Below are 22,589 nucleotides of genomic sequence, written 5' to 3'. Positions count from 1 at the left end.
CGACATGTTTCCGCGCCAGGCCCGAGGCCTGCTGGACTTCTTGATGGCGGTGCTGTGCGTGTGGACGGCGTACCACCACACGCCCGCGGGCGCGCTGGTGCGCAAGGCCTCCGCGTGGGCCTTCTCCACGAAGAGCACCGCGCGCCCGCTGCTCGCGTACTACGACGGCGTGACGGGCACCTCGCTGGCGGCGCCCGTGCTCGCGCCCGAAGTCTCCATCGTGCGTCCGCTGACGGACGCCGAGGCCCTGGCGTGGGGCACGCACCTGGCGCTCAAGGGCCTGGATGCGCGGGCGCGCGAGCCCTCCTTGACGCTGGCCCAGGAGCTGGGCATCCCGATGACGACGCTGCTGGACCCGGTGGAGGGCCCTCGCGCCGCGCGCAGGCTGCACGCGGCGCTGGCAGGGGACTTCCCCCAGGAGGAGGCGCGGCTGGCCGCCCTCTTCGTCGGCCGCGTCCCCGCACGCTATGCCGTGGAGCGCGTGGCGGCGGAGGGGCGCGCTCCGACGCTGGAGGCGCTGAACCGTCAGCTGCCGCCGGGCTTCGAGGGGGCGTCCGTCGGCGCGGCGCAGGCGCTCGCCTTGTCCACGACGTTCGGCCTGGGCTGGCCCGTGTACGAGAGCGCCCGCGTGACGAGCCCCTTCGGCGAGCGCCACCACCCCGTGCTGGGCACCCGGAAGCTGCACACGGGCGTGGACCTGGGCGTGCCCGTCGGCACGGAGGTCTCCGCGGTGGCCGAAGCCGTGGTGCGGCGCGCGAGCGAGGACGCGGTGAACGGCCGCGTGCTCGTCCTGGACCACGGGCGCGGGGTGACGACGGCGTACTGCCACAACTCGGAGCTGCTGGTGCGGGTGGGCGAGAAGGTGACGCGGGGGCAGCTCATCGCCCGCTCCGGCAACACCGGGCGCTCCACCGGACCTCATCTGCACTATCAGCTCGAGCTGGCCTCCCGGCCCATGGACCCGCTCAAGTTCCGCGCCACGGTGCGCGCCATGTCCCAGGACACCGCGCCCTGAGCGCGTCCGGGCCGGGCTTCCGGACCTGGAAGCCTGCCCGAGCCTGTCGTCCCTTCCGGGGACAACCCGTGACGTCGGCGCGGGAACTGGAGACGGGGCAGGCGTGTGGTACATCCACGCCATGGCCTCGCCCTTGATTGTGCAGGTGCGCCGTGTGCGGGCGCATCCGGAGCCCTTGCCGCTTCCCCGCTACGAGACGGAGCTCGCCGCCGGGCTGGACCTGCGCGCCGACATCGACGGGGAGCGGGTGCTCCGGCCCCTGGAGCGGATGGCGGTGCCCACGGGGCTCGCGCTGGGGTTGCCCCCGGGCTACGAGGGGCAGGTGCGGCCCCGCTCCGGGCTGGCGCTGCGCCACGGGGTGACGCTGCTCAACGCGCCCGGGACGGTGGACGCGGACTACCGGGGGGAGGTGCAGGTCCTGCTGGTCAACCTCTCCAGCGAGCCCTTCACCCTGCGTCGGGGCGACCGGGTGGCCCAGCTGGTGGTGGCGCCGGTGACCTCCGTCGGCCTGTCGGAAGTCGAGGTCCTCGACGCGACGGCGCGGGGGGGGAATGGTTTCGGCTCCACCGGCCGCTAGGCCGTTCGTCGGAAGGCCCCGGCATCGTTCCTTGATGACAGGGGAGCGTGCAGAATAAGAGGCCTGGACCGCGTCCCCGCCTGCGGTCCCCCTCGACCGGCCCCTGGAGTCCGACTGCTTTGCTCTGCTACCGCTGCGGCAGCCACGTCCCCGAGACGACCGACACCTGTCCCACCTGCGGGATGAAGTACGACGCGACCGCTCGCCAGGCGGCCGGCGTCGCTCGCAAGCGTGGATTGGAAGGCGCCCCCTACAAGCCGGGGGACGTCCTCGCCGGCCGCTACGCCATCCAGGAGGTGGTGGGCTCCGGCCCCATGGGCTTCGTCTTCCGCGCGCAGGACCAGGAGATCGACGTCGAGGTCGCCCTGAAGACGGTGCACCCGCGCCTGGTCCAACAGCCCGAGGAGCGCACCCAGTTCTCGTTCTCCATGCGGGTGGGCAAGAAGCTCAACCACCCGAACCTGCTGCGCGTCTACGAGGAGGGGCTCGACGGCGAGCGGCCCTTCTTCACCATGCAGCTCCTGGAGGGCATGACGCTGCGGCGGATGATGGAGCAGCGCGCCTCGCGCGGGCAGCTCTTCTCGCTCAAGGACGTGGAGCCGCTGCTCGCGCAGATGGCGGCGGCGCTCGACGCGGCCCACCGCTTCGGCCCGCACTCCGACCTCAAGCCCGAGAACGTCATCGTCCTGCCGGACCTGCTGAAGGTGACGGACTACGGCCTGGGGCTCGCCGTGCCGCAGCTGCCCTTCGTCCAGGCGCAGAAGAGCCACCGCGCGGAGGTCTACATCGCTCCGGAGTACGTCGCGGGCGGTGAGCTGGACACGCGCATGGACGTGTACTCGCTGGGCGTCATCATGGGCGAGATGCTCACCGGCCTGGTCCCCACCGAGGGCGTGGTGCCGGGGCTGACGTCGCTGCACCCGGACCTGCCCACCTCCTTCGAGGCGCTCTACCGCCGCGCGCTCAACATCAATCCGCTGGCGCGGCCGAAGTCGGCCGGCGAGCTGCACGCCGAGTTCGCCAGCATCCTCTCGCGCTCCCCGCCCGCCGTCGTCACGCGCGTGCGTGGCGTGCCTCCGCCCTCGGGCTCGGCGCAGGCCGCGGCCATCCGCATGTCGGCCCGGCCTCCGCCGCCGGTGCCCACGGGCATGATGCCGGCGGCCACGGGCAGCGTGAGCATCCCGCCCCGGGCCACGTCGCACGAGGAGGAGCCGCCTCCGCCGGACGCCACCCAGCCGCTCGACGCCGCGACGCTGGCCGCCATCATCGGCGCCAACCCCACCGCGTCCCATCAACACCTCACCGAGCAGGCGCTGCCGTTCATCACCGCGTCCGCGGCGAAGGCCGCCACGGAGTCCGCGCGCGCCGAGCCTCCCGCGGGCGCCCGGGGCTCGCCGGAGTCCATCATCTTCGCGCGCTCCCCGGCCGCGGAGCCGGCCCCCGTCGCGGGGTCGCGAGGCGCGTCGGAGCCGGTCATCTTCGCGCGCTCGTCCGCCGCGGAGCCCTCCGCTCCGGCGGGGGCACGAGGCTCGCCGGAGTCCATCATCTTCGCGCGCTCCCCGGCCGCGGAGCCCTCGCAGCCGGGGCAGCCCTCGGCGCGGCCGGCGCCACGGGGCTCGGGGCAGGCGGCCTTGGCGCAGCCCCGCTCGTCGCAGCGGGCGCCGTCGTCGGGGGAGGAGCAGGAGCCCGGGCCTTCCGACTCGGGGCCCCGCGCCGCGCCCGCGGGCAGACCGCTGGCGCGCACGCTGGACGCGGCGCCGGCGGTGCCGGTGCCGAGCATCCGGACGGCTCGCACGTTGGAGACCACGCCCGCGATGTCCGGCGCCCGCACCGCGCCGCGCTCCCTCGATGGCTCCCCGTCGATGTCGGGCGCTCGCACGGGGCCGCGTATCGCGCCCACCCAGCGCGCCACCCGGCCCCAGAAGTCCTCGTCCGCGCGGCGTCGCTCCATGTTCGTGTGGATGGCGGTGCTGATTGTCGGCGGGCTCGCGCTGGGCGGTGGCGGTGGCTTCCTGTTCCTGCGCTACTGGGAGGCGCGTCAGGCCGCGAAGGCCCAGGCGCCGGTCCCGTCGGCGCTCGCGACGGGGAACCCGGGCACTGACGTGGATGCGCCACCCGTCGTCGCGCTCGCGGACAAGTGTCCGCCGGAGATGCGGCTGGTGAGTGGTGGCGCCTTCCGGCGAGGCAAGTCCAAGCTGGACAACCTGGCGAAGGTGGACGAGCCCGACCAGGAGAGCGTCCAGCTGCCCTCCTTCTGCATCGACGAGTTCGAGCACCCGAACCAGTCGGGCGCGCTCCCCACGGTGAGCGTCACCTGGGAGAAGGCCAAGTCGCTGTGCGAGGCCGGGGGCAAGCGCCTGTGCAGCGAGGACGAGTGGGAGAAGGCATGCAAGGGACCGGGCCACGCGCGCTTCCCGCACGGCAACGATTACGTTCAGGGCACGTGCAACGCCAAGGTCAATCGGGTCGAGTCGGAGACGGCGCTCGCTCCCTCTGGGGCACACCCCGGCTGCGTGTCGGGCTATGGGGTGGTGGACCTCTCCGGCAACGCGGCCGAGTGGACCTCGGCCCGAATCGGGCAGAAGGGGGTCGTCCAGCGGGGCGGCGCCTTCAACCAGCACTACGAGGAGTCGCGCTGCAGCGCGCGCGCCTTCGGCCCTCCCGAGAAGGCCTCCGCCACGGTGGGCTTCCGCTGCTGCACGAGCACGCAGCCATGAGCCGCCTGGCCCTCGCGCTCCTGCTCTGTCTGGCGCCCGCGCTGGCCTGGGCCCAGAAGGGCGGCCGTCCGCAGGTGGTGGCGGTGAAGTCCGCCAACCTGGCGCCCTACACCTCGCTGCTCGCGGGCTTCTCCGCGGAGGCGCGCGCCGAGGTCCAGGAGATGACGCTCGACGAGAGTCCGGGCGCGGCCGCGCGCATCTTCAAGAAGCTGGCGGCGCAGAAGCCGGCGCTCATCCTGGCGCTGGGCCCGCTGGCCGCCAACGCCGCCCGCCGCTCGCTGGGCGAGGACGTGCCCGTCCTCTTCGCCATGGTGCCGTACTACGAGAAGTACGGCCTGGAGGGCCCCAACGTCACCGGCATCTCGCTCACCAGTGACCTGGGGCCGGAGCTGGAGGGGCTGCTCGCGGTGGCGCCCAAGGCCAAGCGCGTGGGCATGGTGCACGACCCGCGCTTCTCCGCGAGCACGGTGGCGCTGGCGCAGGCCGCCGCCGCCGCGCGGGGCCTGTCCATCCTCGCGCTGGAGGTGGACTCGCCGGGCAAGGTGGCCAAGGCGCTCGAGGGCGCCGCGGGCCGGGTCGACGCGATGCTGATGGTGGCTGACAAGACGGTGGGCAACGCGGCCGTGGTGCAGGAGCTCATCGCCTTCACGCACGCGAAGCGGCTGCCGCTCGTCGCGCTCACCCCCAGCCAGGTGAAGGAGGGCGCCACGCTGGCCCTGTCCCCCAGCCCGCTGACCATCGGTCTGCAGGCGGGCCGGCTGGCCAACCGCATCATCCACGAGAAGGTCGACCCGGGAGCGCTGGCGGTGGCGCAGCCCGAGGGGTTGGACCTGTCCGTCAACCTCAGCACCGCCAGGAAGTTGGGTCCGTCCTCCGAGTCCGTACTGGAGCTGCTCCGGTTCGCGGCGCGGAAGGACTTTGCCGTGAAGGTCTACGAGTGATTCCGCGATACAGCCGACAGGAGATGTCCAACCTCTGGTCCGACGTGGCCCGCTACCGCCGCTGGCGGGACGTGGAGCTCGCCGCGCTGGAGGGGATGGTGGAGGCGGGGCTGGCCCCTCGCGAGGCGCTGGAGGACTGCGTCGCGCGCGCCGGGGACTTCACCCCCGAGGACGCCGCGCGCATCGAGGACATCGAGCGCACGACCAAGCACGACGTCATCGCCTTCCTCACCTTCATGGAGGAGCGGGTGGGGCCCAGCGCGCGCTGGCTGCACCTGGGCATGACGTCCTCCGACGTGCTCGACACGGCGCTGGCGCTGACGCTGCGCGACGCGGTGGACCTCATCCTCCAGGACCTGGAGCGGGTGAGGGCCGCGGTGGAGAAGCGCGCCTTCGAGCACAAGCACACGCTGCAGATGGGCCGCAGCCACGGCATCCACGCGGAGCCGGTGACGTTCGGCCACAAGCTGGCCATCTGGTACGACGAGCTGGGCCGCGCGCGCACGCGCCTGCTCCACGCGCGTGAGAGCATCGCCGTGGGGAAGATCTCCGGCGCGGTGGGCACCTTCGCGCACCTGCCTCCGGCCGTGGAGGAGCGCGTCTGCGCGAAGCTGGGCCTGAAGCACGCCCCCGCCTCCAGCCAGGTGGTGCAGCGTGACCGGCACGCGGAGTTCTTCACGGCGCTGGCGCTGCTCGGCGCGAGCATCGAGAAGTTCGCGGTGGAGATCCGCCACCTGCAGCGCACCGAGGTGCGCGAGGCGGAGGAGCCCTTCACCGCCGGGCAGAAGGGCTCCAGCGCGATGCCCCACAAGCGCAACCCCATCCTCTCGGAGAACCTCACGGGACTGGCGCGCCTGCTCCGCGGCTACGCGGTGAGCGCCATGGAGGACGTGGCGCTGTGGCACGAGCGCGACATCTCGCACTCGTCCGTGGAGCGCGTCATCGGCCCGGACGCCACCATCCTCGCGGACTTCATGCTGGTGCGCTTCGCGCGGCTGATGGAGGACCTGCGCGTCTACCCCGAGCAGATGAAGAAGAACCTGGAGCTGCTCGGCGGCGTGGTGAACTCGCAGCGGCTGCTCCTGGAGCTGGCGCGCAAGGGCATGGACCGACAGGCCGCCTACGTCATCGTCCAGCGCAACGCGATGAAGCTCTACGAGCAGGGTGTGGACTTCCGGCAGGCGCTGCTCGCGGACGCGGACCTGCTCAAGATGATGACGCCCGAGGAGATCAACGACTGCTTCTCCCCGGGCTACCACACGCGGCACATGGACGACATCTTCCGCCGCGTCTTCGGCCGGAGCGAGTAGGTCGCTCCCGGCCGCGCGCTGGAGGGGCTACTTGAGGTAGCCCTTCTGGCGCAGGTTCCGCTCGATGCGCTCGTGCACGTTGCCCGGCTCGAGCGTCAGCGACGTGCCGGTGATCTGCTCGAAGGCCGCCACGTACTTGGTGGCCAGCTCCACGCGGACGTCATCCGGGATGGCCGGCGGCGTGCCGTGGCCGGAGAAGCCCCGCTCGCGGATGAGCCACTGGCGGATGTTCTCCTTGTCCAGCATGCGCTGGTCCTCGCCCCTGGCGAAGCGGGCCTCGTACTCGTCCGCCACCCAGTAGCGGCTGGAGTCCGGGGTGTGCATCTCGTCGATGACGTAGATGTCGTCGCCCACCTTGCCGAACTCGTACTTGGTATCCACGAGGATGAGGCCGCGCGTGCGCGCCCACTTCTGGCCCTCCTGGAACAGGCCCCGCGCCGCCTCGGTGATGCGCGCCCAGTCACGGGGACTGGCGAGCCCGCGCGCGAGAATCTCCTGCTCGGAGATGGGCTCGTCGTGCTGGCCGTACTCGGCCTTGGTGGACGGGGTGATGATGGGCGTGGGGAAGGCCTCGTCCTTGCGCAGGCCCTCGGGGAAGGGCAGGCCGTAGGCGGTGTGCGTGCCCTTCTCGTAGTCGCGCCACAGGCTGCCGGTGAGGTAGCCGCGAATCACCACCTCCACCGTGAAGGGCGTGCAGGCGCGCGCCACGGTGACGTTGGCGTCCGGCACGTCCAGCACGTGGTTGGGGCAGATGTGCTTCGTGCGCTCGAACCAGAAGGCCGCGAGCCGGTTGAGCACCTCGCCCTTGAAGGGGATGGTGGTGAGCACGTGGTCGAAGGCGGAGAGCCGGTCCGTCGTCACCAGGACCAGGCTGTCGCCCTGCCGGTACGTGTCACGGACCTTGCCGCGGTAGTGCTGGCCGAGCGCCGGCAGGTCCACCTGCCGGAGCGTGAGGGGAAGCTGAGCGTGAAGTGCGGAGGTATTCAAAGGCGCCTCGCGGCCCGCCCCTCGGGAAGGTGAAGTCCAGCAGGGAGAGGGGGCTGCTTCGGGCGCGGGACTCTACTGGAGCGCGGCCGGCATGGAAGCAGGACCGTAGGCCGCCGCCAGGTAGAGGAAGGCCGGGTTGATGCGCAGGATGCCGTCCACGTAGGCGACCGCGTAGGGCGCTCCGGATGCGCGGTCCACCTGCACCGCACTCTCGGGCTGGATGCCCCAGTGCGCGAGCAGCGTGCGGGCCACCAGCTCCGCCGCCTCCCGCTCGGACAGCCCCTGCAGGCTCTCGCGGCGGTCTTCCGGCCAACGCTCGCCCGCCCGGGCCTCCAGCACCAGCTGCAGCCCCTTGCCCGCGTCCGGCGCCTGGAACAGGTCCATGCGCGCGTCGAAGCCCGGAGCCGCGAGCAGCTCGCCGTCCTGGCTGATGGGGAAGAGCACCAGCGCCTGCGCCGCCTGCCCGGCCTCCAGGTCCGACTGCCTCGCCACCTCGCGGAACATCTCCAGGCGCGTGGCGGGGGACTCGAACTCCATGAACTCGGGCGGATGCGTCAGGGCCTGACGGACGCTCATCGTCGCGCGCGCGGGTGTCCCCGCACCGCCACAAGCGGTGAGGACCGAGACGAGCGAGAGGAGCAACCCAGGGAGCCAGCGACGCATACGGGCGGGAATATACCGATCTGCTTCAGGATCAACCAGCGAAACTCGGCGGCATGCGTCCAAGGGAGCATCTCTCCGGTGTCGTGCTCCCAACGTGCCCGCCAGGGAATCTTCCCGCCTCGTTTCCCGAGGACGGGTCACTGCCGCCCCGCCCGCACCGCGGAGCCACTCCACCGTTCGCCATGACGCGATGTGGGCGCTCGACGCCCGTCGTCAGGCGTCGTCGCTGCGCGCACCTTGAGCAGCGGGTGTGCGAGGACGGACACCACCGGGCGCACCCCGGTGACGCGGCGCACGTGGACCTCACGACACCGGGCTTTCGGCGCGCGCGGACGCGAGCCCTGAGGTCCGAGGTGTCCGGCGGAAGCCTCTTCGGGATGCTGTGTGGGATTCGGTGCGGCGGACCCGGTGCGAGGCGGAGCGGAGCTCACGTCCTTCCAGCACGACGAGGCCGCGGTGGCGCGGGGGACTGCTCCCTGCATGAGAGGGAGACACGCGCCCCCGGCGCCGGATGCGGACGACTTACGCCGCGTCCTTCTTGAACGCCTCGCCGTGGTGCTTCTCGCACAGGCCGGCCTTGAACGTCTTGATGCGGCACTCCGGCTTGGAGCAGGTGCGGTAGCGCGAGTGGGGCAGGTCGCCCTGGCGCCACTGCTTGAAGTGGAAGAAGCAGTAGTTCTTGGCGCGGTAGGGGCGCTTGCAGCCCTCGATGGTGCACGCCTTCTTGCCGCCGCCCTTCGCGGTGCGCGGCCAGTGGGTGAGCTTCTTCTGGGTCGTCGGGGTGGCCTCGGCCATTGTGGAACTCTCCTGCGAAACGATGCGAGAACCGCGGCGCCACACGGGGTGGACCCGCCGCCGGGTACGAAAAAGGCGCACTGTCTAGCGCCCATGCCACCCGAACGCAAGGACACGCGGGAAGACCCGTGTGGGCTCGGGGCGGCCTCAGGGCGCCGGAGCGCCGTCTTCGGAACCCCAGCCGTCCGGCTCGACTTCCGGCGCCGCTGGCGGCTGCACCTGCTTCCGGGGCACGGGCGACAGCAGGTCGTCCAGCACGGACTGGGCCCCGGCGGGCCGGCGTCCCTGACGGTGGGCGGCCAGCGCGGTGGCGGGCTGCTCGGTCGGCATCTCCTCCAGCTTCACCTTGAGGTACAGGGGCTTGCCCAGCCGGTTGACGCGCAGCCGCACGTCATGGCCCACGCCCCGGGCCGCCACCTGCCAGCGCAGCGTGTGCGCGCGCTTCACGCGCCGGGTGTCGAGCCCGACGATGACATCCCCGCTGTGCAGGCCGGCGCGCTCGCCCGGGCCGCCTTCCACCACCTCCGTCACCACCACGCCCGGGCCCTGGCGGAGGTTGAACTCCTCGGCCACCTCCGGCGAGAAGTCCTGCACGCTGATGCCCAGCCAGCCCCGGCGCACACGCCCGTGGGCCTTGAGCTGCGGAATCACCGTCTTCGCGATGTCGATGGGGATGGCGAAGCCGATGCCCTGGCCCGCGACGTTCACCGCGTTGGCCACCGCCACCACGTCGCCGTGCAGGTCCAGCACGGGGCCACCCGAGTTGCCCGGGTTGATGGAGGCGTCCATCTGCATGTAGTCGAAGTCGCCGTCGCGCCCGTTGGGCGTCACGTCCGTGCGGCCCATGTAGCTGACCACGCCCACCGTCACCGAGTGGGACAGGCCGAACGGATTGCCGATGACGACAATCCAGTCCGCCGAGCGCACGTGCGACGCGGAGGCGAGCTTGAGCACCGGCAGCCGGCGCGGCGCCTCGATCTTCAAGAGCGCGCAGTCGGTGCGGTTGTCCTCGCCCACCACCCGGGCCAGGTACTCCTCCGCGTAGCCGCGCGGGTGCATGACGGAGACCATGACCTCGGAGGCGCCCTCCACCACGTGCGCGCTGGTGAGGATGTAGCCGTCCGCGTGGATGATGAAGCCCGAGCCGATGCCCTTCTGGGGCTCCTCGCCCGCGGGCGTCTCGTCACTGAGCTGCCGCGTGGTGATGGAGACCACCGAGGGCATGGCCCGTCGGGCCACCTCGCTCAGGGTGGCTCGCTGGTTGTTCAGCGAACGATTCTGCGCCTCGAGCCACAGCCGGCCGCGACCGGCGGCCTCCGCCGGTGTGGCCAGCGCGCACACGAGCGCGCCAAGAATGACGAATCTGTTGAAAGGAGCCCCGTTCATGCCCCACCTCCGCCCCGACGCCGCCCATCCACCGGGTGCAACCTAGGGAGGGGAGTCGTGTCGCGGAAGCGGGCCTGTCCGCCAGGCTACTTCTTCTGGGCGATGATTCGGTTGACCGCCGCGCGGTCCTCCGCGGTGATCCGCTCGCGCGGGGCCGCATCCGTCGACCGCGAGACAGCGCCCTTGGCGTCCTCGTACGCGTCCTCCAGCCCCTCCTTCATCCGATCAACGGTGTCGGGCTTCACGGCGCGCTTCCAGGTCCGCTCCATGTGCTGCAGCGGCGTCCTGCCGTCCACCTGCCCCGAGGACAGGAAGATGCCGAGCCCCACCGCGCAAGCCGTCCAGACGATGAACTTCAAAGCTCCCATGCTCACAGCCTCCCACGTCGTCTTACATGAGGCGGCGGTGCGTGGCCAGTTTCCGACCGGGGGTGTGTCATCCGCGCTGACAGGGGGGCGGACGGCACTTAATGTCCGCGGGCTTGCAGCCCGAAGAACTCTTCCAGGCCGCCCGGACGCGGGCGGCGCAGATGGACGTGGGACGTGGAGACGCGGTGGTGGAGCGTATCCGGGCGTCCGCGTCGGCGTTGTTCACCCGCATCCCCGAGCCCCCCGTGTACCGACGGGCCGAGGACCCTTCGCGCAAGGCCGCCCAGGCGTTGTTGCCGGAGATGGAGAAGGTGTTGGCGGAGGCGCTCGCCGCGGGGCGTGAGCCCTCGATGGCGCCCGCGCTGGAGAAGCTGGTGGCGGCGCTGCTCGCGCACGGCGAGGCCCTGTGTCACACGGCGGGCGGGCGACTGGAAGCGGCGGAGACCGCGTGGCGACGCGCGCAGGAACTGGAGCGCGCGGCGCATCCGACGCGGCACCTGGTGACGTCACCGCCACGGCCTCCGCCGGTGTTCGACAAGACGTCGGGAGGCTCGCGGTACGACCCCCGGCCCGCGCCGCAGGCGAGCGTGAAGCTGGTGTGCCCCAACACGGGGTGCAAGCGGGTGGGGGACTACGCCTTCCTGACGAACCACGCGTACAACCGCTTCGTGTGCCCGGTGTGTGGCACGCCGTTCCTCGCGTACTTCGGGGAGCTGCGCGGGTTGGAGGTGGAGGTCCGGCGCAGCTCGAAGCGCTACTTCTTCACGGTGGACGAGGTGGGCTCCACCAACTCGTCGCGCATCGAGTTCGAGGAGGCGAGCGGACAGGAGTTCCCCGCGGCGCGCAGGGATTTGCTCGGCTTCTTGTACACGGAGGCGCGGGAGCTGAAGGTGGTGGTGAACCTCACCAACCAGCGGCTCATGTGGGTGAGTCCGGCCTCCTCGTGTTTCGTGGCGACGGTGGCGTTCGGTGAGGGGGCGCCGGAGCTGGTGGCGTTCCGGGCGTACCGGGACGACGTGCTCAGGAAGAGTGTGCTCGGGCGCGGGTTCATCCGTGGCTACTATCGCTTCGGCCCGGACGTGGCGCGGTGGGTGTCACGCAGGCCGGTGGCTCGGAGCGGAGTGCGCTGGATGTTGAGGCAGGTGCATGACCGCCTGACCAGGAGTGGATTTTCGTGACGCAGCAAGGAATCGGCGCGCCGCCGCCCATGAAGCCGACGGGCGTGGGGACGAAGGTGTTCATGGCCCTGCTCGCCGGACTGGGGCTGGCGGGGGTGGTGTACCTGGGCGTGCTGGAGGCGCGGCGCTCGCAGCTCGTGCCGGATGGCGCGGCGGCGCCCTCGTTCGAGATGAAGCGCCACGAGGGCGGCGTGTTGAAGCTGGAGGAGCTGCGGGGCCAGGTGGTGATGTTGGACTTCTGGGCGACGTGGTGTCCGCCGTGTCGCGAGGAGATGCCGGCGCTGGTGAAGCTGGCGAAGGAGTACGAGTCGCAGGGGCTCGTCTTCCTGGCGGCGAGTCGTGACGACGGCGACATGGCGCCGAAGCTGGTGGACAACTTCATCCGCCGTCACCTGCCGGACCTGAAGCCCTACGTCGTCTACGCGGACGACGACATGGCGCGGGCTTTCGAAGTGAACGCGCTGCCGACGCTCTACTTCCTGGACCGCGAGGGCAAGGTGACGGACGCGCAGCGCGGCGCCCTGTCCGAGGACGCCCTGCGCCGGCGCATCGAGCGGGCGCTCAAGCAGCAGTAGCTGGGGAGGGCCTGGCGTCCCTCGAGGATGCCTCGACGGGCGCTGGCTGGGGCGCGGCGCTCAGCGTGATGCCTCACGCGCGCAACACGCGGATGCGCGAGCAGGACCGCAATGCTCGGGACGAACGCGCCGATGAGGGGGCCACGAGCGGATGTGTAGGCAGGACTGCGGCGCTCGGGACGACGAGCCCACGTGGGTGCAACGAGCGGATGCGCAAGCAAGATTGCTGCGCTCGGGACGAACGCGCCCACGCGGAAGCAACGAGCAGATGCGCAGGCAGGACTGCGCTGCGGCGCACGAGATGAATGCGCCGGCTCGGATGCATCGAGCAACGCCCCTGAACACGCGGCGCACCGCGAGACGCTGAGGTCTCGCGGCGCCGCGAGTGAGGCGGGTTACTTCCCTGGAGTCGCCGGCTTCGGGGTGCTCTCCGGTGCCTTGGTCGCCGGAGCCGTCTTCGAAGCATCCTCGGGAGGCTTCGTCGCAGGCGGAGCCGCAGCCGGCGCCGTCTTCGCCGCAGGAGCCGTCGCGGGCGCAGGCTTCGAAGAACTCTCAGGAGGCTTCGTCGCCGGAGCAGGCGCACTCTTCGCCGCACTGTCAGGAGTCTTCGTCGCCGGCGGAGTCGCGGGCGCGCTCTTCGCGCCACCCTCGGGAGGCTTCGTCGCCGGAGCCTCCTTGCCCGCCGGAGGCTGCTGTCCCGCGGGGACGACGGTCTCCCGACCCTCGGTCTCCACCTCGGAGCGGATGAGGCGGAAGTCGACGCGGCGGTTCTTCGCGCGACCCAGCGCGGTGTCGTTCGTCGAGATGGGCCTGTCGAAGCCGAAGCCCTCCGAGCTCAAGCGCTTGCGGTCGATGCCCTTGCCCACCAGGTACTCGAGCACCGAGCGAGCACGCTTGTCCGACAGGTTCATGTTGAGCTGCCGCGAGCCGCGGTTGTCCGTGTGCCCTTCGATGAGCACCGGCCCGAGCGTGGGATTCTTCCGCAGCACCGTGGCCACCTCGTCCAGCAGCGGATACGAGCGCTTCTGGATGACGGCCGAGCCCGTCTCGAACAGCACGTTGCCCTTGATGCGGATGCGGTCCGACTCGACGAACACGTACGGCGGCGAGTCGAACGGGCAGCCGTTGTTCTCCGGCGGGCCGAACATGTCGGGGCAGTCGTCCTCGTTGTCGGGCACCTCGTCGCCGTCCGTGTCCGGGCAGCCGTCGTAGTCCTTCGGGCCGGGCTTGTCCGGACACTTGTCGAACTGGTCGGTGATTCCGTCGCCGTCGGTGTCCACCTCGGGGCAGCCCTTGAGCTCCTTCGTCCCCTTCACGTTGGGGCAGCTGTCCTCGCCGTCCACGATGCCGTCGTCGTCGTTGTCCGGGTCCGGGCAGCCATCGCTGTCCATGAACCCGTCCTTGTCCTCGGGCTCGTTGGGGCAGCGGTCCCGGTTGTCGGGCACGTTGTCTCCATCCGAGTCCACGAAGCTCTGGTCGTAGCGCAGCCCGAACATCACGCGCAGCGCCTCGCGCCCGTAGCCCGTGGTGAGGTTGATGCCGCGCCCCACGTTCAGCTCCAGCCCCCAGTTGCCCCAGACCTTCGTGCGGGCGCCCACGAGCACCTCCCACGGCGTCTTGAGCGTGTCGGACTGGTCGAAGTTGAACGGGCGCACCAGCGGCGTGGCGATGTGCATCTCGGCCGTGGCCTGCACGTCCGTGAAGCGGCCCATGTTCGGCAGCTCCGCGATGACACCACCGCCGAGCGTCAGCTCGTCATCCACGAGCAGGTTGAGGTACTGGGCCTCCTTGCGGATCCGCACGCCCGCGTTGCCGACGACGCGGATGGGGATGGGCAGCACCTCGAAGCGCTGCTCCACCGCCAGGCGCGGCGCGAACAGGAAGCCGCGCTCACCCGTGAAGCTGTCCGCGGAGCCGGTGGGCGCGCGGACCTCCGCGATGAGCGACAGGCCCACCGGGAACTTCTCGCGGTCCAACAGGTGCACGCGAGGCACCACGCGGATGTCCCCGAGCGTGGTGCGGCTGACGCCCGCCGCGCCCGGGAAGTTCGGCGCGTCCAGCGCGTCCCGCAGCAGCTGGAAGTTGTCGCCCTGCAGGAGGGTGACGGGCAGGTCGACGCCAATCTCCAGCCGCTCGTGGAGCTGATAGGCGAACAGCAGGTGCGCATCGAGCCGGTACGGCAGCAGGTCGCCGAGCTTCTCGTCGCCGAGCTTCAGGGCGAGGATTCGCCAGTTGAAGTCGAACAGCAGCGCGCCGCGGAAGCTGCCCACGGGCTCACCGCCGTAGGTGCCCTCGAGCGCGATGCCGCTGTTCTGCGCGGTGGTCGGCTTGTTGGGCACGGCGTCGAAGCCGCGCGTGAAGGGGTCTGTTTGAGCGTGGGCCGCTACCGAGGCCAGAACGAGGCCGAGCAGGGCGAGTCGGGCGACGGAGCTGCGCAGGGGCCGCCACCAGGAGAAAGGGCCGGAGCTGGTGCCTCGCATGATGGCAGCTCATACCATCGGCTCCCGAGGGGCGGAAACAAATGACCCACCCCTCGGGCCGAAATACAGCCTCGCGCTACTTCTCCATGAATGACTGCGCGGGAACGATGGTGACGGCGTCCGCTCGGACGGGGAGCTTGAAGGGGACGATGGACTTGTCCACTTCCAGAAGCTCGGGCGACTTGTCGGACGCGTAGGTGATGGGGGACGGCGGGCTTGCGCGCAGCGCGTCGGCGAGTCCCTTCGCGTCCTGGGTGACGAACGCGAAGGACAGCGCGCTGGGGTGCAGCCGGCGGCGCAGCACCTCCTGCACGGACTGGGGCGTCATCTTCGTGAGGGCCTGGCGGTACTGCTCCAGGTAGTTCGGCGTCCCGTAGAAGAGCGAGTCGATGGCGTAGCCGAGCCTGCGCGGGTCCGTCTGCTCCCACAGGCGCGAGTAGCCCTGGAGGAAGCCGCGCATCAGGTCGAAGCGCTCCTGGGGAATCGGCGCGTCGACCAGCTGCTCCAGGTAGAAGACGGCGCCGCGCGTGGCGAACATGCCGTTGGCGGGCTCCACCGGGCGGATCCACACGGTGAGGTCCTGCTGCGTGCGCGCGATGTTGGTGCGGTTGTAGGTCGTGCCCGGGTCCTCGATGAAGTGCTCGGCGTAGGCGTAGTCGCCGTAGTTGAGGCCGCGCTTCTCACGCAGCTCGGTGAAGAGCAGGCCGATGGACTGACGGTGCTCCCCCAGGTGCGACAGCGCGAAGGCGAGCGGGAAGAAGTCCGGGTCACCGCGGCGCACGGGATTGACGTAGCCCATGCTGACCGCGGTGGAGAGCGTCTGCTTCTGGATGATGACCGCGCGCCCGGCGGTGGAGGGCACGGTGGGCAGCGTCACGCGCGGCGCACCCGAGGCGGGCAGGCCCCCAAGACGCGACAGGAGCGAGTCCTTGAGCGCATCGTCCACCGCGCCGGCCAGGCCGACGACGAGCCGGTCCTGGGTGAAGACGCGCTGGGCGTGGGCCTTCACGTCGTCGAGGGTGATCGCCTTGAGTCCCTGGACGGTGCCGCCGGTGTAGTGGGCGTAGGGGTGGCCCTCGTAGAGGAGCGCGTCGAGGGCGACCTTGCCGAGCCCCTCGTCATTGGCGCTGCGCAGGCCGTTCTCCACGTCGCTGATGGCGTTGGCGCGCAGGCGCTCCAGCTCCGCCGGGTCCAGGCGCGGCGCGAGCAGCACGTCGGTGAAGAGCTCCAGATAGCGCGGCAGGAAGTCCTTGTGGACGCGGCCGGAGAAGGTGGTGAACTCCTTGTCCGTGGCGACGTCCAGCTCGGCGGCCATGGGGAAGAGCGACTCGAGCAGCTGCGCGGAGGTGAGCTTCTGCGTGCCGCCCTCGGCCATCAGCGTGGCGGTGAGCGCGGTGAGGCCCTCCTTGCCCTTCGGGTCGTCGATGGAGCCCGAGTGGAACACCAGCCGGAACGTGACGATGGGCGTGCCAGGGCGCGCGAGGACGACCAGCTCCAGGGGCTTGGGCTGCTGGAGCGGAACCGCGGGGACCTCGGTGGGAGGCGTGCTCGCCGCCTGGGCGGGGGCCTCGGGCGCGGGGGCCTCGGTGGTGGGCTGAGGCGCCTCCGGCACGGGTGAGGGCTTGGGCGTGGACGCGCAGCCGACGAGGGACGCGAGGGCGACGAGGGACAACAGGCGAGGAGTCTTCATCACTTCGTCCCTCCGGCGTCGGAGACCTTGGGGGTGAGGCTGAGCAGGGTGAGGTTGGTGGCCTTGAGGTGGCGCTTGGCGAACTCGGAGACCTGCGCAGGCGTCACCTTGGCCAGGTTGGCGAGCTGGCGCTGGAGGCCATCGGGCGTGCCGAGGATGCCGGCGTACCAGCCCAGCTGGATGCCCACGTCGCGCGGCGTCTGGAGCGCCATGAGCGCGCCGTAGCGGGCGTTGTCCTGGATGGCCTTGACGCGCGCGGCGTCGACCTTGCCCGCGGCGAGCCGGCTGACCTCCTGGAGCAGGGCGAGGCGCACGCGGTCGTAGTCCTTCTCGTTCTTGAGCGTGGCGGTGAGCGAGAACAGGTGCGGGTCTCGGTGCTCCACGTAGTCGCTGCCGATGGCCTCGACGAGCTGCTTGTCGAGGACGAGCTGCTTGTAGGCGGGGCTGGTGGGGCCGACGAGGTAGGCGACGAGCACCGTCTGGAGCGCGGAGTCGGAGGTGTTGGCGGAGGCCGCGGGCGTGTGCCACGCGAGGACCAGGCGCGGCTGGGTGGGCTGGGGCCAGTCGACGTGGGCGGTGCGCGGCTGCGTCTGCGGCGGCTCCTTGGGGACCTGGATGGAGGCCGTCTTGCGGTCCCACGGGCCGTAGTGCTCGCGCACGAGCTTCATGACCTGGTCATCGTCGAAGTCACCGACGATGAAGAGCATCGTGTTGTCGGGAGTGTACCAGCGCTCGAAGAAGTCGCGGCTGTACTGGTAGGCCTCCGGCATGGCCTTGATGTCGTCGTAGAAGCCGAGCGTGGTGTGGCGGTACGTGTGCTTGGTGAAGGCGGCGGCGTTGAGGGCCTCCTCCATCTTGAGGTACGGGGCGGCGGCGTTCTTGTGGTACTCGCCGAGCACGGCGAGGGCCTCGGTGCGGAAGGACGGCTCGGAGTACTCGAGGTTTCGGAAGCGGTCCGCCTCGATGTCGATGAGGAAGGGCAGGCCGGCGCTGGGGCCGTACGAGTAGTAGAGGGTGATGTCGTCGGTGGTGAAGGCGTTGTCGTCGAAGCCGAAGGTGCCGAGGATGCGCTCGCGCTCGCCTTCGGGGTGACGCTTCGTCCCCTTGAACATCATGTGCTCGAAGAAGTGGGCGAAGCCCGTCTTGCCGGCCTCCACCTCGTTGCGCGAGCCGACGCGGACGACGGTGACGTACGAGACGATTCCCTGGGACGGGTAGGGCACGCGCACGACGGTGAGGCCGTTGGCGAGCTTCTCCGTCTTGAGGGTGTAGGGGAACGCCTGGGAGGCGGCCTGGGGCTGCGCGAGCGCGGGGAGCGCGGTGCCCAGGAGCAGGAGGAGGAGGGGTAGGAGTCGTCTCATGCGGTGTCCTCGAGGGCTCGGGCGGCGCGGGTAGGGCGCAGGCCGAGCGAGGGGGCGACCCTACGCGGGTGCGGCGGGAGGGGAAGCGACTTCGAGGGTGAGTGTCCGTCCGCGTGCGGGAACGTGGGCTGGTGGACGCTCAGGAGGATTGACGAGGGCGCTTCAGCGGTTAATGTGGAGAAGACGCGGTCGACGTGGTGACCGCCAGTGGAGCAAGCAGTCAACTACCGGGGGCGACCTGGTTTCGACGGGGGCAAGGAAGTTCGAGACGCGTGCCGAGCTTGTCAGGTAGCTCGTAAATCCCACCCGGCAAAGACACAAAAGCCAACGACAACGTTGAGCTCGCGCTGGCTGCCTAAAAACAGCTCTTAGTGCGCGGTCCCCCAGCTCTCGGCCCGTGGGGTTGGGATCGACCGTCATAATGCGGGCTGGCTGCCGAGGGTGCCTGGACCCGAGGTGGCGAGACCTATCCAGGACCGGCTCCAGGAATCCCGTCCGTGGGAGTCTTGGGGACGTAGCAAATCGCGGACTACGCACGTAGGGTCGAAGAGCGGAAGGCTTTCGGACGCGGGTTCGATTCCCGCCGCCTCCACTGAGAAGAACGAACCCCGTGGCGCCAGCAAGGTGCCACGGGGTTTTGTTTTTCCTGCGGCCTCCAGCGGAATCCGAATGAGCTGGCCGCGCTCATGGTGCTGCACCGGGAACCTGGCCACCCACTGCGCAGTGTGGACATGTCCCGGAGCCTTCTTCTGTCTGGGCGGGGGAGTCGCTCATCTGGGCCGTGGCGACGAATTCTCCTGAAGGCGCGGTCGCCATGGGACTGGTGCAGGAGAGGCTTGGTGCCGAGCCCATGCGCCGTCCTCCGCTGCTGATGAATCCGAGGCCATCATCCGCGCAGGTCCAGACTCGGGCTCAGCGGAACGCAAACCTCGCGGTAGTTCTCCGGGCGCGGCAGCTCTACCAGCAGCGGCTCAAGGAAGCGCAGGCGACGTACCCCAACAGCCTGGGGTATGAAAACCACCACTTGATTCCGATGTATCTGGGAGGCCCGGCAAACGGCCAGACGTATCGGTTACCCACCGCATACCACAAGGCAATCACCCAGGCGTTCCGCAGGAAATGGGAATATGGCCAGGGCAGGAGGCCTGAGCCGCAGAGGCTGCAAGACATCATGATAGAGGTCTATTCGCAGTACCCGATTCCCCAGCTCATCGGCATCGAACCGTAGCCATGCGTGAGACCATCGAGTTCCGAATCCCAGAGCGTCATGCGGCGAGGCTCCTGGAGCCCGGGCTCGGCGTCCGACTGGATGAGAGTACGCGCAAGGTGGTGCTCCCTATTGCAGACCAACGGGTCCAGGCGATTGGTCGGATTGAGCGTAGTTTCAACCAGAAGGGAACGTCTTTCTTTCTGGGGTGGAGCATTCATCGCCGATACACGGAGGATGAGCTTCAGTCCGCAGAACTACTGAACCTGGTCATCCGGGCGTATTTCGAGCCGCCAGGCTCCATGTGTGGCACCGAGTATGATGACGCAGTCGCTTGCCAGCACTGCGGCGCGGGGGCACCGATGAAGACCCCGCTCATCCTCAACACCCGCCGCGTCCCTAAGAACAAGGATATCGCCCAGACCATCGCGGGAGAAGTCGTCGTGTCGCCGAGGTTCGTGGCTGCCTTCCAGGAGCATGGCCTTCTTGGAGCGGAGTTTCGCCCCGTCCTCCATCAAGGACGCAAAGGGCCGCAGCCCTCCGAACTCTCCCAACTTGTCGTCACCTCAAGGCCGCTGAAGCTGACGAGCAGGACGGTCGCAGGCAACAACCCGTTCGACCTCGACGCGCGTAACGAGCACCGATGCCCGAAGGGTCACCTCGCCGGGCTCAACCAGCTCTCCGAACTGTACGTTGAGCACGCCAGTCATGATGGCAGCGACATCTGCCTCACGGACAAGATGTTCGGCGACAGGCGAGGCGAACTGCGGCCCGAGCCCCGGCTGCTCATCTCACCAAAGCTGCGTGATGTGCTCACACGAATGCAGGCCAATGGCTTCCTTCTGGAGCTTGCCCATTTCGAGTAGATAGGAACGCCGTTGTGTTTGCCCCAACCAAGGCCGAGCCTATACCGGACATGATAAGCCTGTTGAAGTTGCTTACGGACATTGGGGCGTTTCCAGATAGGTGGTGATCACTGTCTTTGTATTGGTCAGGCGAATATGTGCAGCAGGCTCATCTGGAGGGGCTTGTTGGTTGGCCGAACTCGCCCCGACCGGGTTCGCCGAACTCTGAGGCCCAGTGTCGCCGCGCTACGGCCGTGACGGAGCTGCCGCCATTCGCCGAAGCCGGTGCGAGTGTATGTGGCAGCTACCTTGACGCTCACCGGTAGCGCAGCAGGGAGACCTGCTGCGCAGCACCTGCCATGAGGGTGACGTGTAGGCGTCCACGATGTCTCCATCGGGGCCGTGGGTGACCCAGCGCAACTGCTCTTTCCTTGCGCTGTCCTCCAGTGCGCAGTTGATGAAGGTCCGCCGTGCGTCGTGCTGCCGGCGCGGCCGCAGGCCGAGCTGCTCCAGGTCCTTGATCAGCTCGTCACGCCAGACCAGCCCGAGCGTGGCCTCGGGGCACGGGGCCGGGTTGGACCTCCCCTTCCGCACCACCTCAAGCCCCCCAGGCGCCCATGTCCTGGCGCACGCGCAGCACGCCCCGCCAGTTCGGCACCGCGCCCGCGGCGAGCAACAGGTGGCGAGAACTATGGCTTGGTGGCGGGAGATGGTGCCCGCTGATAGGTGAGGACGAACTCACCCGAGGCGACTATCCGCGACGCGCCTCCAGGGCCCTCCAAATAGAAGGTCTGGACGTAACTGCTGGCGTACCTCTCGCCGGCATCCCTGTCGAAGTCGACCACCGTCCAGACGGGACCATCACTTGCTCCGGCCTCGACCCATTTGGACCCAATGGACACGGACGTGACGCTGGTGGGGTTCATGCCTTGGAGTCTACCCAGCCGGACCTCCGGGAGACACCGCCGCTTCTCGCGGGCATGAACCCCTCGATGGAGACGGCTGTCCTCGCCTGACTGTGAGTGGATGCCTGGTGCCCCTGCTCAACGGGTTGTTGGCCCTGTACCGCACCGGATTGTTGAGAAACCAGGTTGGTCGTAATCAGGCCGATTGCCTCGACTGCATCAACGCTCGCCGAGCATCCCTGGTACCGGGGCAGGACTATCCGAGGCGAGCCCATTGAGCTCACCAGCCGGGAGAAGACCTCCGACATCAAGGCCTCGAAGAGCCGCCTGGAGCTCACACACGGCCAGCCCCAGAGCATCGACGTCGTGCTCGCCAGCAACATGCTCTCCGTCGGCGTGGACATCGACCGGTTGGGGCTCATGGTCGTGGCGGGACAGCCCAAGACGACCAGCGAGTACATCCAGGCGTCCAGCCGCGTGGGCCGCAAGCTGAACAATCCCGGCCTCGTGGTGACGTGCCTCAACGCGGCCAAGCCCCGGGACCGCTGCCACTACGAGCGCTTGCAGCCCCTAACAAATGTCAGAGCAGAGGCGGCGTAGCAGCATGATGCAGCCGAGGACGAGGAAGCCGAAGTGGACGTCGTCCCTGAGTTCGTCGCGGACTCGAAGTCGGCGGAGCTGGTTCTTCCAGGCCAGGGTGCGCTCCACCACCCAGCGGTAGCGTCCCGGTCGCTCCTTGGATTCAACGCCCGGACGCGCAATGCGAGGAGCAATGCCGCGCAGGCGCAGCCCACGCCGGTTCCTCCTCGATGCGTAGGCCTTGTCACCATGTAGCTTCCCCGGACGGAGCCGGCGCTGGCCTGCCGGCATCCTCACTGCGGGCACGGAGTCGAGGAGCGGGAAGAGTTCGTGGGTGTCATGCACATTGGCTGCAGTCACCGATTCGGTGAGCGGCAGGCCGTGGGCTTCTACGAGAAGATGATGCTTGCTACCCGCCTTCGCTCTATCCGTCGGGTTTGGGCCTGTGAGGGCCCCCTTTTTGACGCCCGGACGGACGCGGAGTCGATGGAGGCCCGGGAGAAGTCGACCTTGCCGCGCAGGCCCAACTCGTAGAGCAACCGCTCCTGGAGGCGTTCCCACACCCCAGCTCGGGTCCATTCCTCAAGCCGGCGCCAGGCCGTCATGCCCGACAGGCCGAACTGCTTGCGGGGCAGCATCTCCCAGGGGATTCCACTGCGGAGCACAAAGACGATGGCTTCCAGCGCCGCTCTGTCGTCCGCTCGAGGACGCCCCAGCTTCTTCTTGGGACGAGGCGGAGGCAGCAAGGGAGCCACTCGCTGCCAGAAGGCGTCAGGGACGAGTTCGCGGGCCATGCCCCTCAACCTGGAGATGGTCCTTCCCTGCGACCAGCCCATCCCTGACTTTCGTTAGGCGCTGTAAACTCGAGGAGAGAAAGTTGGGTTGGTCGAATCGGTGAGGACGGCTTTGGTGTAATTAGGTGGGCGAGCCGGAGGTCAAGTCCCGAATCGTGTGTAGTTGTTCGGAGGGGGGTTCGGGGGAGGAATGCTCCTTGGCGGGGTCAAGCAGCG

The 22,589-nt window shown here is 69.5% G+C and carries 19 protein-coding genes and 1 other RNA gene; 11 read left to right on the top strand and 9 right to left on the bottom strand.

What is annotated here, in order from left to right; genetic code table 11:
• Positions 1-4: 4 nt before the first annotated feature.
• The 5 genes from K8625_RS32580 (at position 5) to purB (ending at position 6,560) form a co-directional block, all read left to right on the top strand.
• Positions 5-1,015: a M23 family metallopeptidase gene (locus tag K8625_RS32580; protein WP_223784918.1), complete on the top strand. Its 1,011-nt coding sequence runs from the start codon at positions 5-7 to the stop codon at positions 1,013-1,015.
• Between the two features lie 121 nt (positions 1,016-1,136).
• Positions 1,137-1,592: a dUTP diphosphatase gene (gene dut, locus K8625_RS32575; protein WP_141329878.1), complete on the top strand. Its 456-nt coding sequence runs from the start codon at positions 1,137-1,139 to the stop codon at positions 1,590-1,592.
• A gap of 119 nt (positions 1,593-1,711) precedes the next feature.
• Positions 1,712-4,309 (top strand): SUMF1/EgtB/PvdO family nonheme iron enzyme, encoded by a 2,598-nt coding sequence (locus K8625_RS32570; protein WP_223784917.1) that lies wholly within the window; start codon positions 1,712-1,714, stop codon positions 4,307-4,309.
• Positions 4,306-5,250 (top strand): ABC transporter substrate-binding protein, encoded by a 945-nt coding sequence (locus K8625_RS32565; protein WP_223748801.1) that lies wholly within the window; start codon positions 4,306-4,308, stop codon positions 5,248-5,250. Before K8625_RS32570 ends, K8625_RS32565 begins: the two co-directional genes overlap by 4 nt.
• Positions 5,247-6,560 carry an adenylosuccinate lyase gene (gene purB / locus K8625_RS32560; RefSeq protein ID WP_223748802.1) on the top strand — a complete coding sequence of 438 codons (1,314 nt, stop codon included), beginning with the start codon at positions 5,247-5,249 and terminating at the stop codon, positions 6,558-6,560. Before K8625_RS32565 ends, purB begins: the two co-directional genes overlap by 4 nt.
• 27 nt (positions 6,561-6,587) lie before the next feature.
• On the opposite strand, the gene K8625_RS32555 is transcribed toward purB, so the two are convergent.
• From K8625_RS32555 to K8625_RS32535, 5 genes are all read right to left on the bottom strand, one after another.
• Positions 6,588-7,547: a phosphoribosylaminoimidazolesuccinocarboxamide synthase gene (locus tag K8625_RS32555; RefSeq protein WP_223784916.1), complete on the bottom strand. Its 960-nt coding sequence runs from the start codon at positions 7,545-7,547 to the stop codon at positions 6,588-6,590.
• Positions 7,548-7,619: 72 nt separating this feature from the next.
• A complete protein-coding gene (locus tag K8625_RS32550) occupies positions 7,620-8,210 on the bottom strand; it encodes a hypothetical protein (RefSeq protein ID WP_141329868.1) in 591 nt (196 codons plus the stop codon).
• A 522-nt stretch (positions 8,211-8,732) separates the two neighbouring features.
• On the bottom strand, positions 8,733-9,005 hold the full coding sequence (locus K8625_RS32545) for a vegetative protein (RefSeq protein WP_223784915.1): 273 nt from the start codon (positions 9,003-9,005) through the stop codon (positions 8,733-8,735).
• Positions 9,006-9,152: 147 nt separating this feature from the next.
• The gene (locus K8625_RS32540; protein WP_223784914.1) at positions 9,153-10,391 is read right to left on the bottom strand and encodes a S1C family serine protease; all 1,239 of its coding nucleotides are present in this window, start codon (positions 10,389-10,391) and stop codon (positions 9,153-9,155) included.
• Between the two features lie 86 nt (positions 10,392-10,477).
• Entirely contained in the window at positions 10,478-10,759 is a 282-nt protein-coding gene (locus K8625_RS32535) for a hypothetical protein (RefSeq protein WP_046712255.1), read from the bottom strand.
• Positions 10,760-10,860: 101 nt separating this feature from the next.
• Here K8625_RS32535 and K8625_RS32530 point away from each other — a divergent pair, with 101 nt between their 5' ends.
• Complete coding sequence (locus K8625_RS32530; RefSeq protein WP_141332872.1) at positions 10,861-11,937, top strand: CFI-box-CTERM domain-containing protein; 1,077 nt, start codon at positions 10,861-10,863, stop codon at positions 11,935-11,937.
• Between the two features lie 29 nt (positions 11,938-11,966).
• Positions 11,967-12,512 carry a TlpA disulfide reductase family protein gene (locus K8625_RS32525; RefSeq protein ID WP_223748975.1) on the top strand — a complete coding sequence of 182 codons (546 nt, stop codon included), beginning with the start codon at positions 11,967-11,969 and terminating at the stop codon, positions 12,510-12,512.
• A gap of 395 nt (positions 12,513-12,907) precedes the next feature.
• On the opposite strand, the gene K8625_RS32520 is transcribed toward K8625_RS32525, so the two are convergent.
• From K8625_RS32520 to K8625_RS32510, 3 genes are all read right to left on the bottom strand, one after another.
• Positions 12,908-14,992 (bottom strand): OmpA family protein, encoded by a 2,085-nt coding sequence (locus K8625_RS32520; protein ID WP_223784913.1) that lies wholly within the window; start codon positions 14,990-14,992, stop codon positions 12,908-12,910.
• Positions 14,993-15,068: 76 nt separating this feature from the next.
• A complete protein-coding gene (locus K8625_RS32515; RefSeq protein ID WP_223784912.1) occupies positions 15,069-16,682 on the bottom strand; it encodes a pitrilysin family protein in 1,614 nt (537 codons plus the stop codon).
• Entirely contained in the window at positions 16,682-18,043 is a 1,362-nt protein-coding gene (locus tag K8625_RS32510; protein WP_223784911.1) for a pitrilysin family protein, read from the bottom strand. Before K8625_RS32510 ends, K8625_RS32515 begins: the two co-directional genes overlap by 1 nt.
• A gap of 229 nt (positions 18,044-18,272) precedes the next feature.
• On the opposite strand from K8625_RS32510, the gene ssrA reads away from it, so the two are divergent.
• The 4 genes from ssrA to K8625_RS32490 all read left to right on the top strand — a co-directional run bounded on the left by ssrA (position 18,273) and on the right by K8625_RS32490 (position 21,600).
• Positions 18,273-18,638, top strand: a transfer-messenger RNA (tmRNA) gene (gene ssrA, locus K8625_RS32505).
• A gap of 186 nt (positions 18,639-18,824) precedes the next feature.
• On the top strand, positions 18,825-19,271 hold the full coding sequence (locus K8625_RS32500; RefSeq protein WP_223784910.1) for a hypothetical protein: 447 nt from the start codon (positions 18,825-18,827) through the stop codon (positions 19,269-19,271).
• Positions 19,272-19,273: 2 nt separating this feature from the next.
• The gene (locus K8625_RS32495) at positions 19,274-20,116 is read left to right on the top strand and encodes a hypothetical protein (RefSeq protein ID WP_223748809.1); all 843 of its coding nucleotides are present in this window, start codon (positions 19,274-19,276) and stop codon (positions 20,114-20,116) included.
• A 1,070-nt stretch (positions 20,117-21,186) separates the two neighbouring features.
• Positions 21,187-21,600, top strand: coding sequence for a helicase-related protein (locus K8625_RS32490; RefSeq protein WP_223748810.1), 414 nt, complete (start codon positions 21,187-21,189; stop codon positions 21,598-21,600).
• Here the strand turns inward: K8625_RS32490 and K8625_RS32485 are convergent.
• Positions 21,571-22,373 (bottom strand): IS5 family transposase gene (locus tag K8625_RS32485; RefSeq protein WP_223748811.1). Its coding sequence is split into 2 segments (ribosomal slippage): positions 21,571-22,028 and positions 22,028-22,373, totalling 804 coding nucleotides; the frame shifts between segments, so codons are not numbered across the junction. The two genes, K8625_RS32490 and K8625_RS32485, sit on opposite strands and share 30 nt — an antisense overlap.
• Between the last annotated feature and the right edge of the window lie 216 nt (positions 22,374-22,589).

The organism is Myxococcus sp. AS-1-15 (genome assembly GCF_020037055.1).
Taxonomy (GTDB): Bacteria; Myxococcota; Myxococcia; order Myxococcales; family Myxococcaceae; genus Myxococcus; species Myxococcus fulvus.
This window is presented reverse-complemented; position numbering and strand designations above follow the sequence as displayed.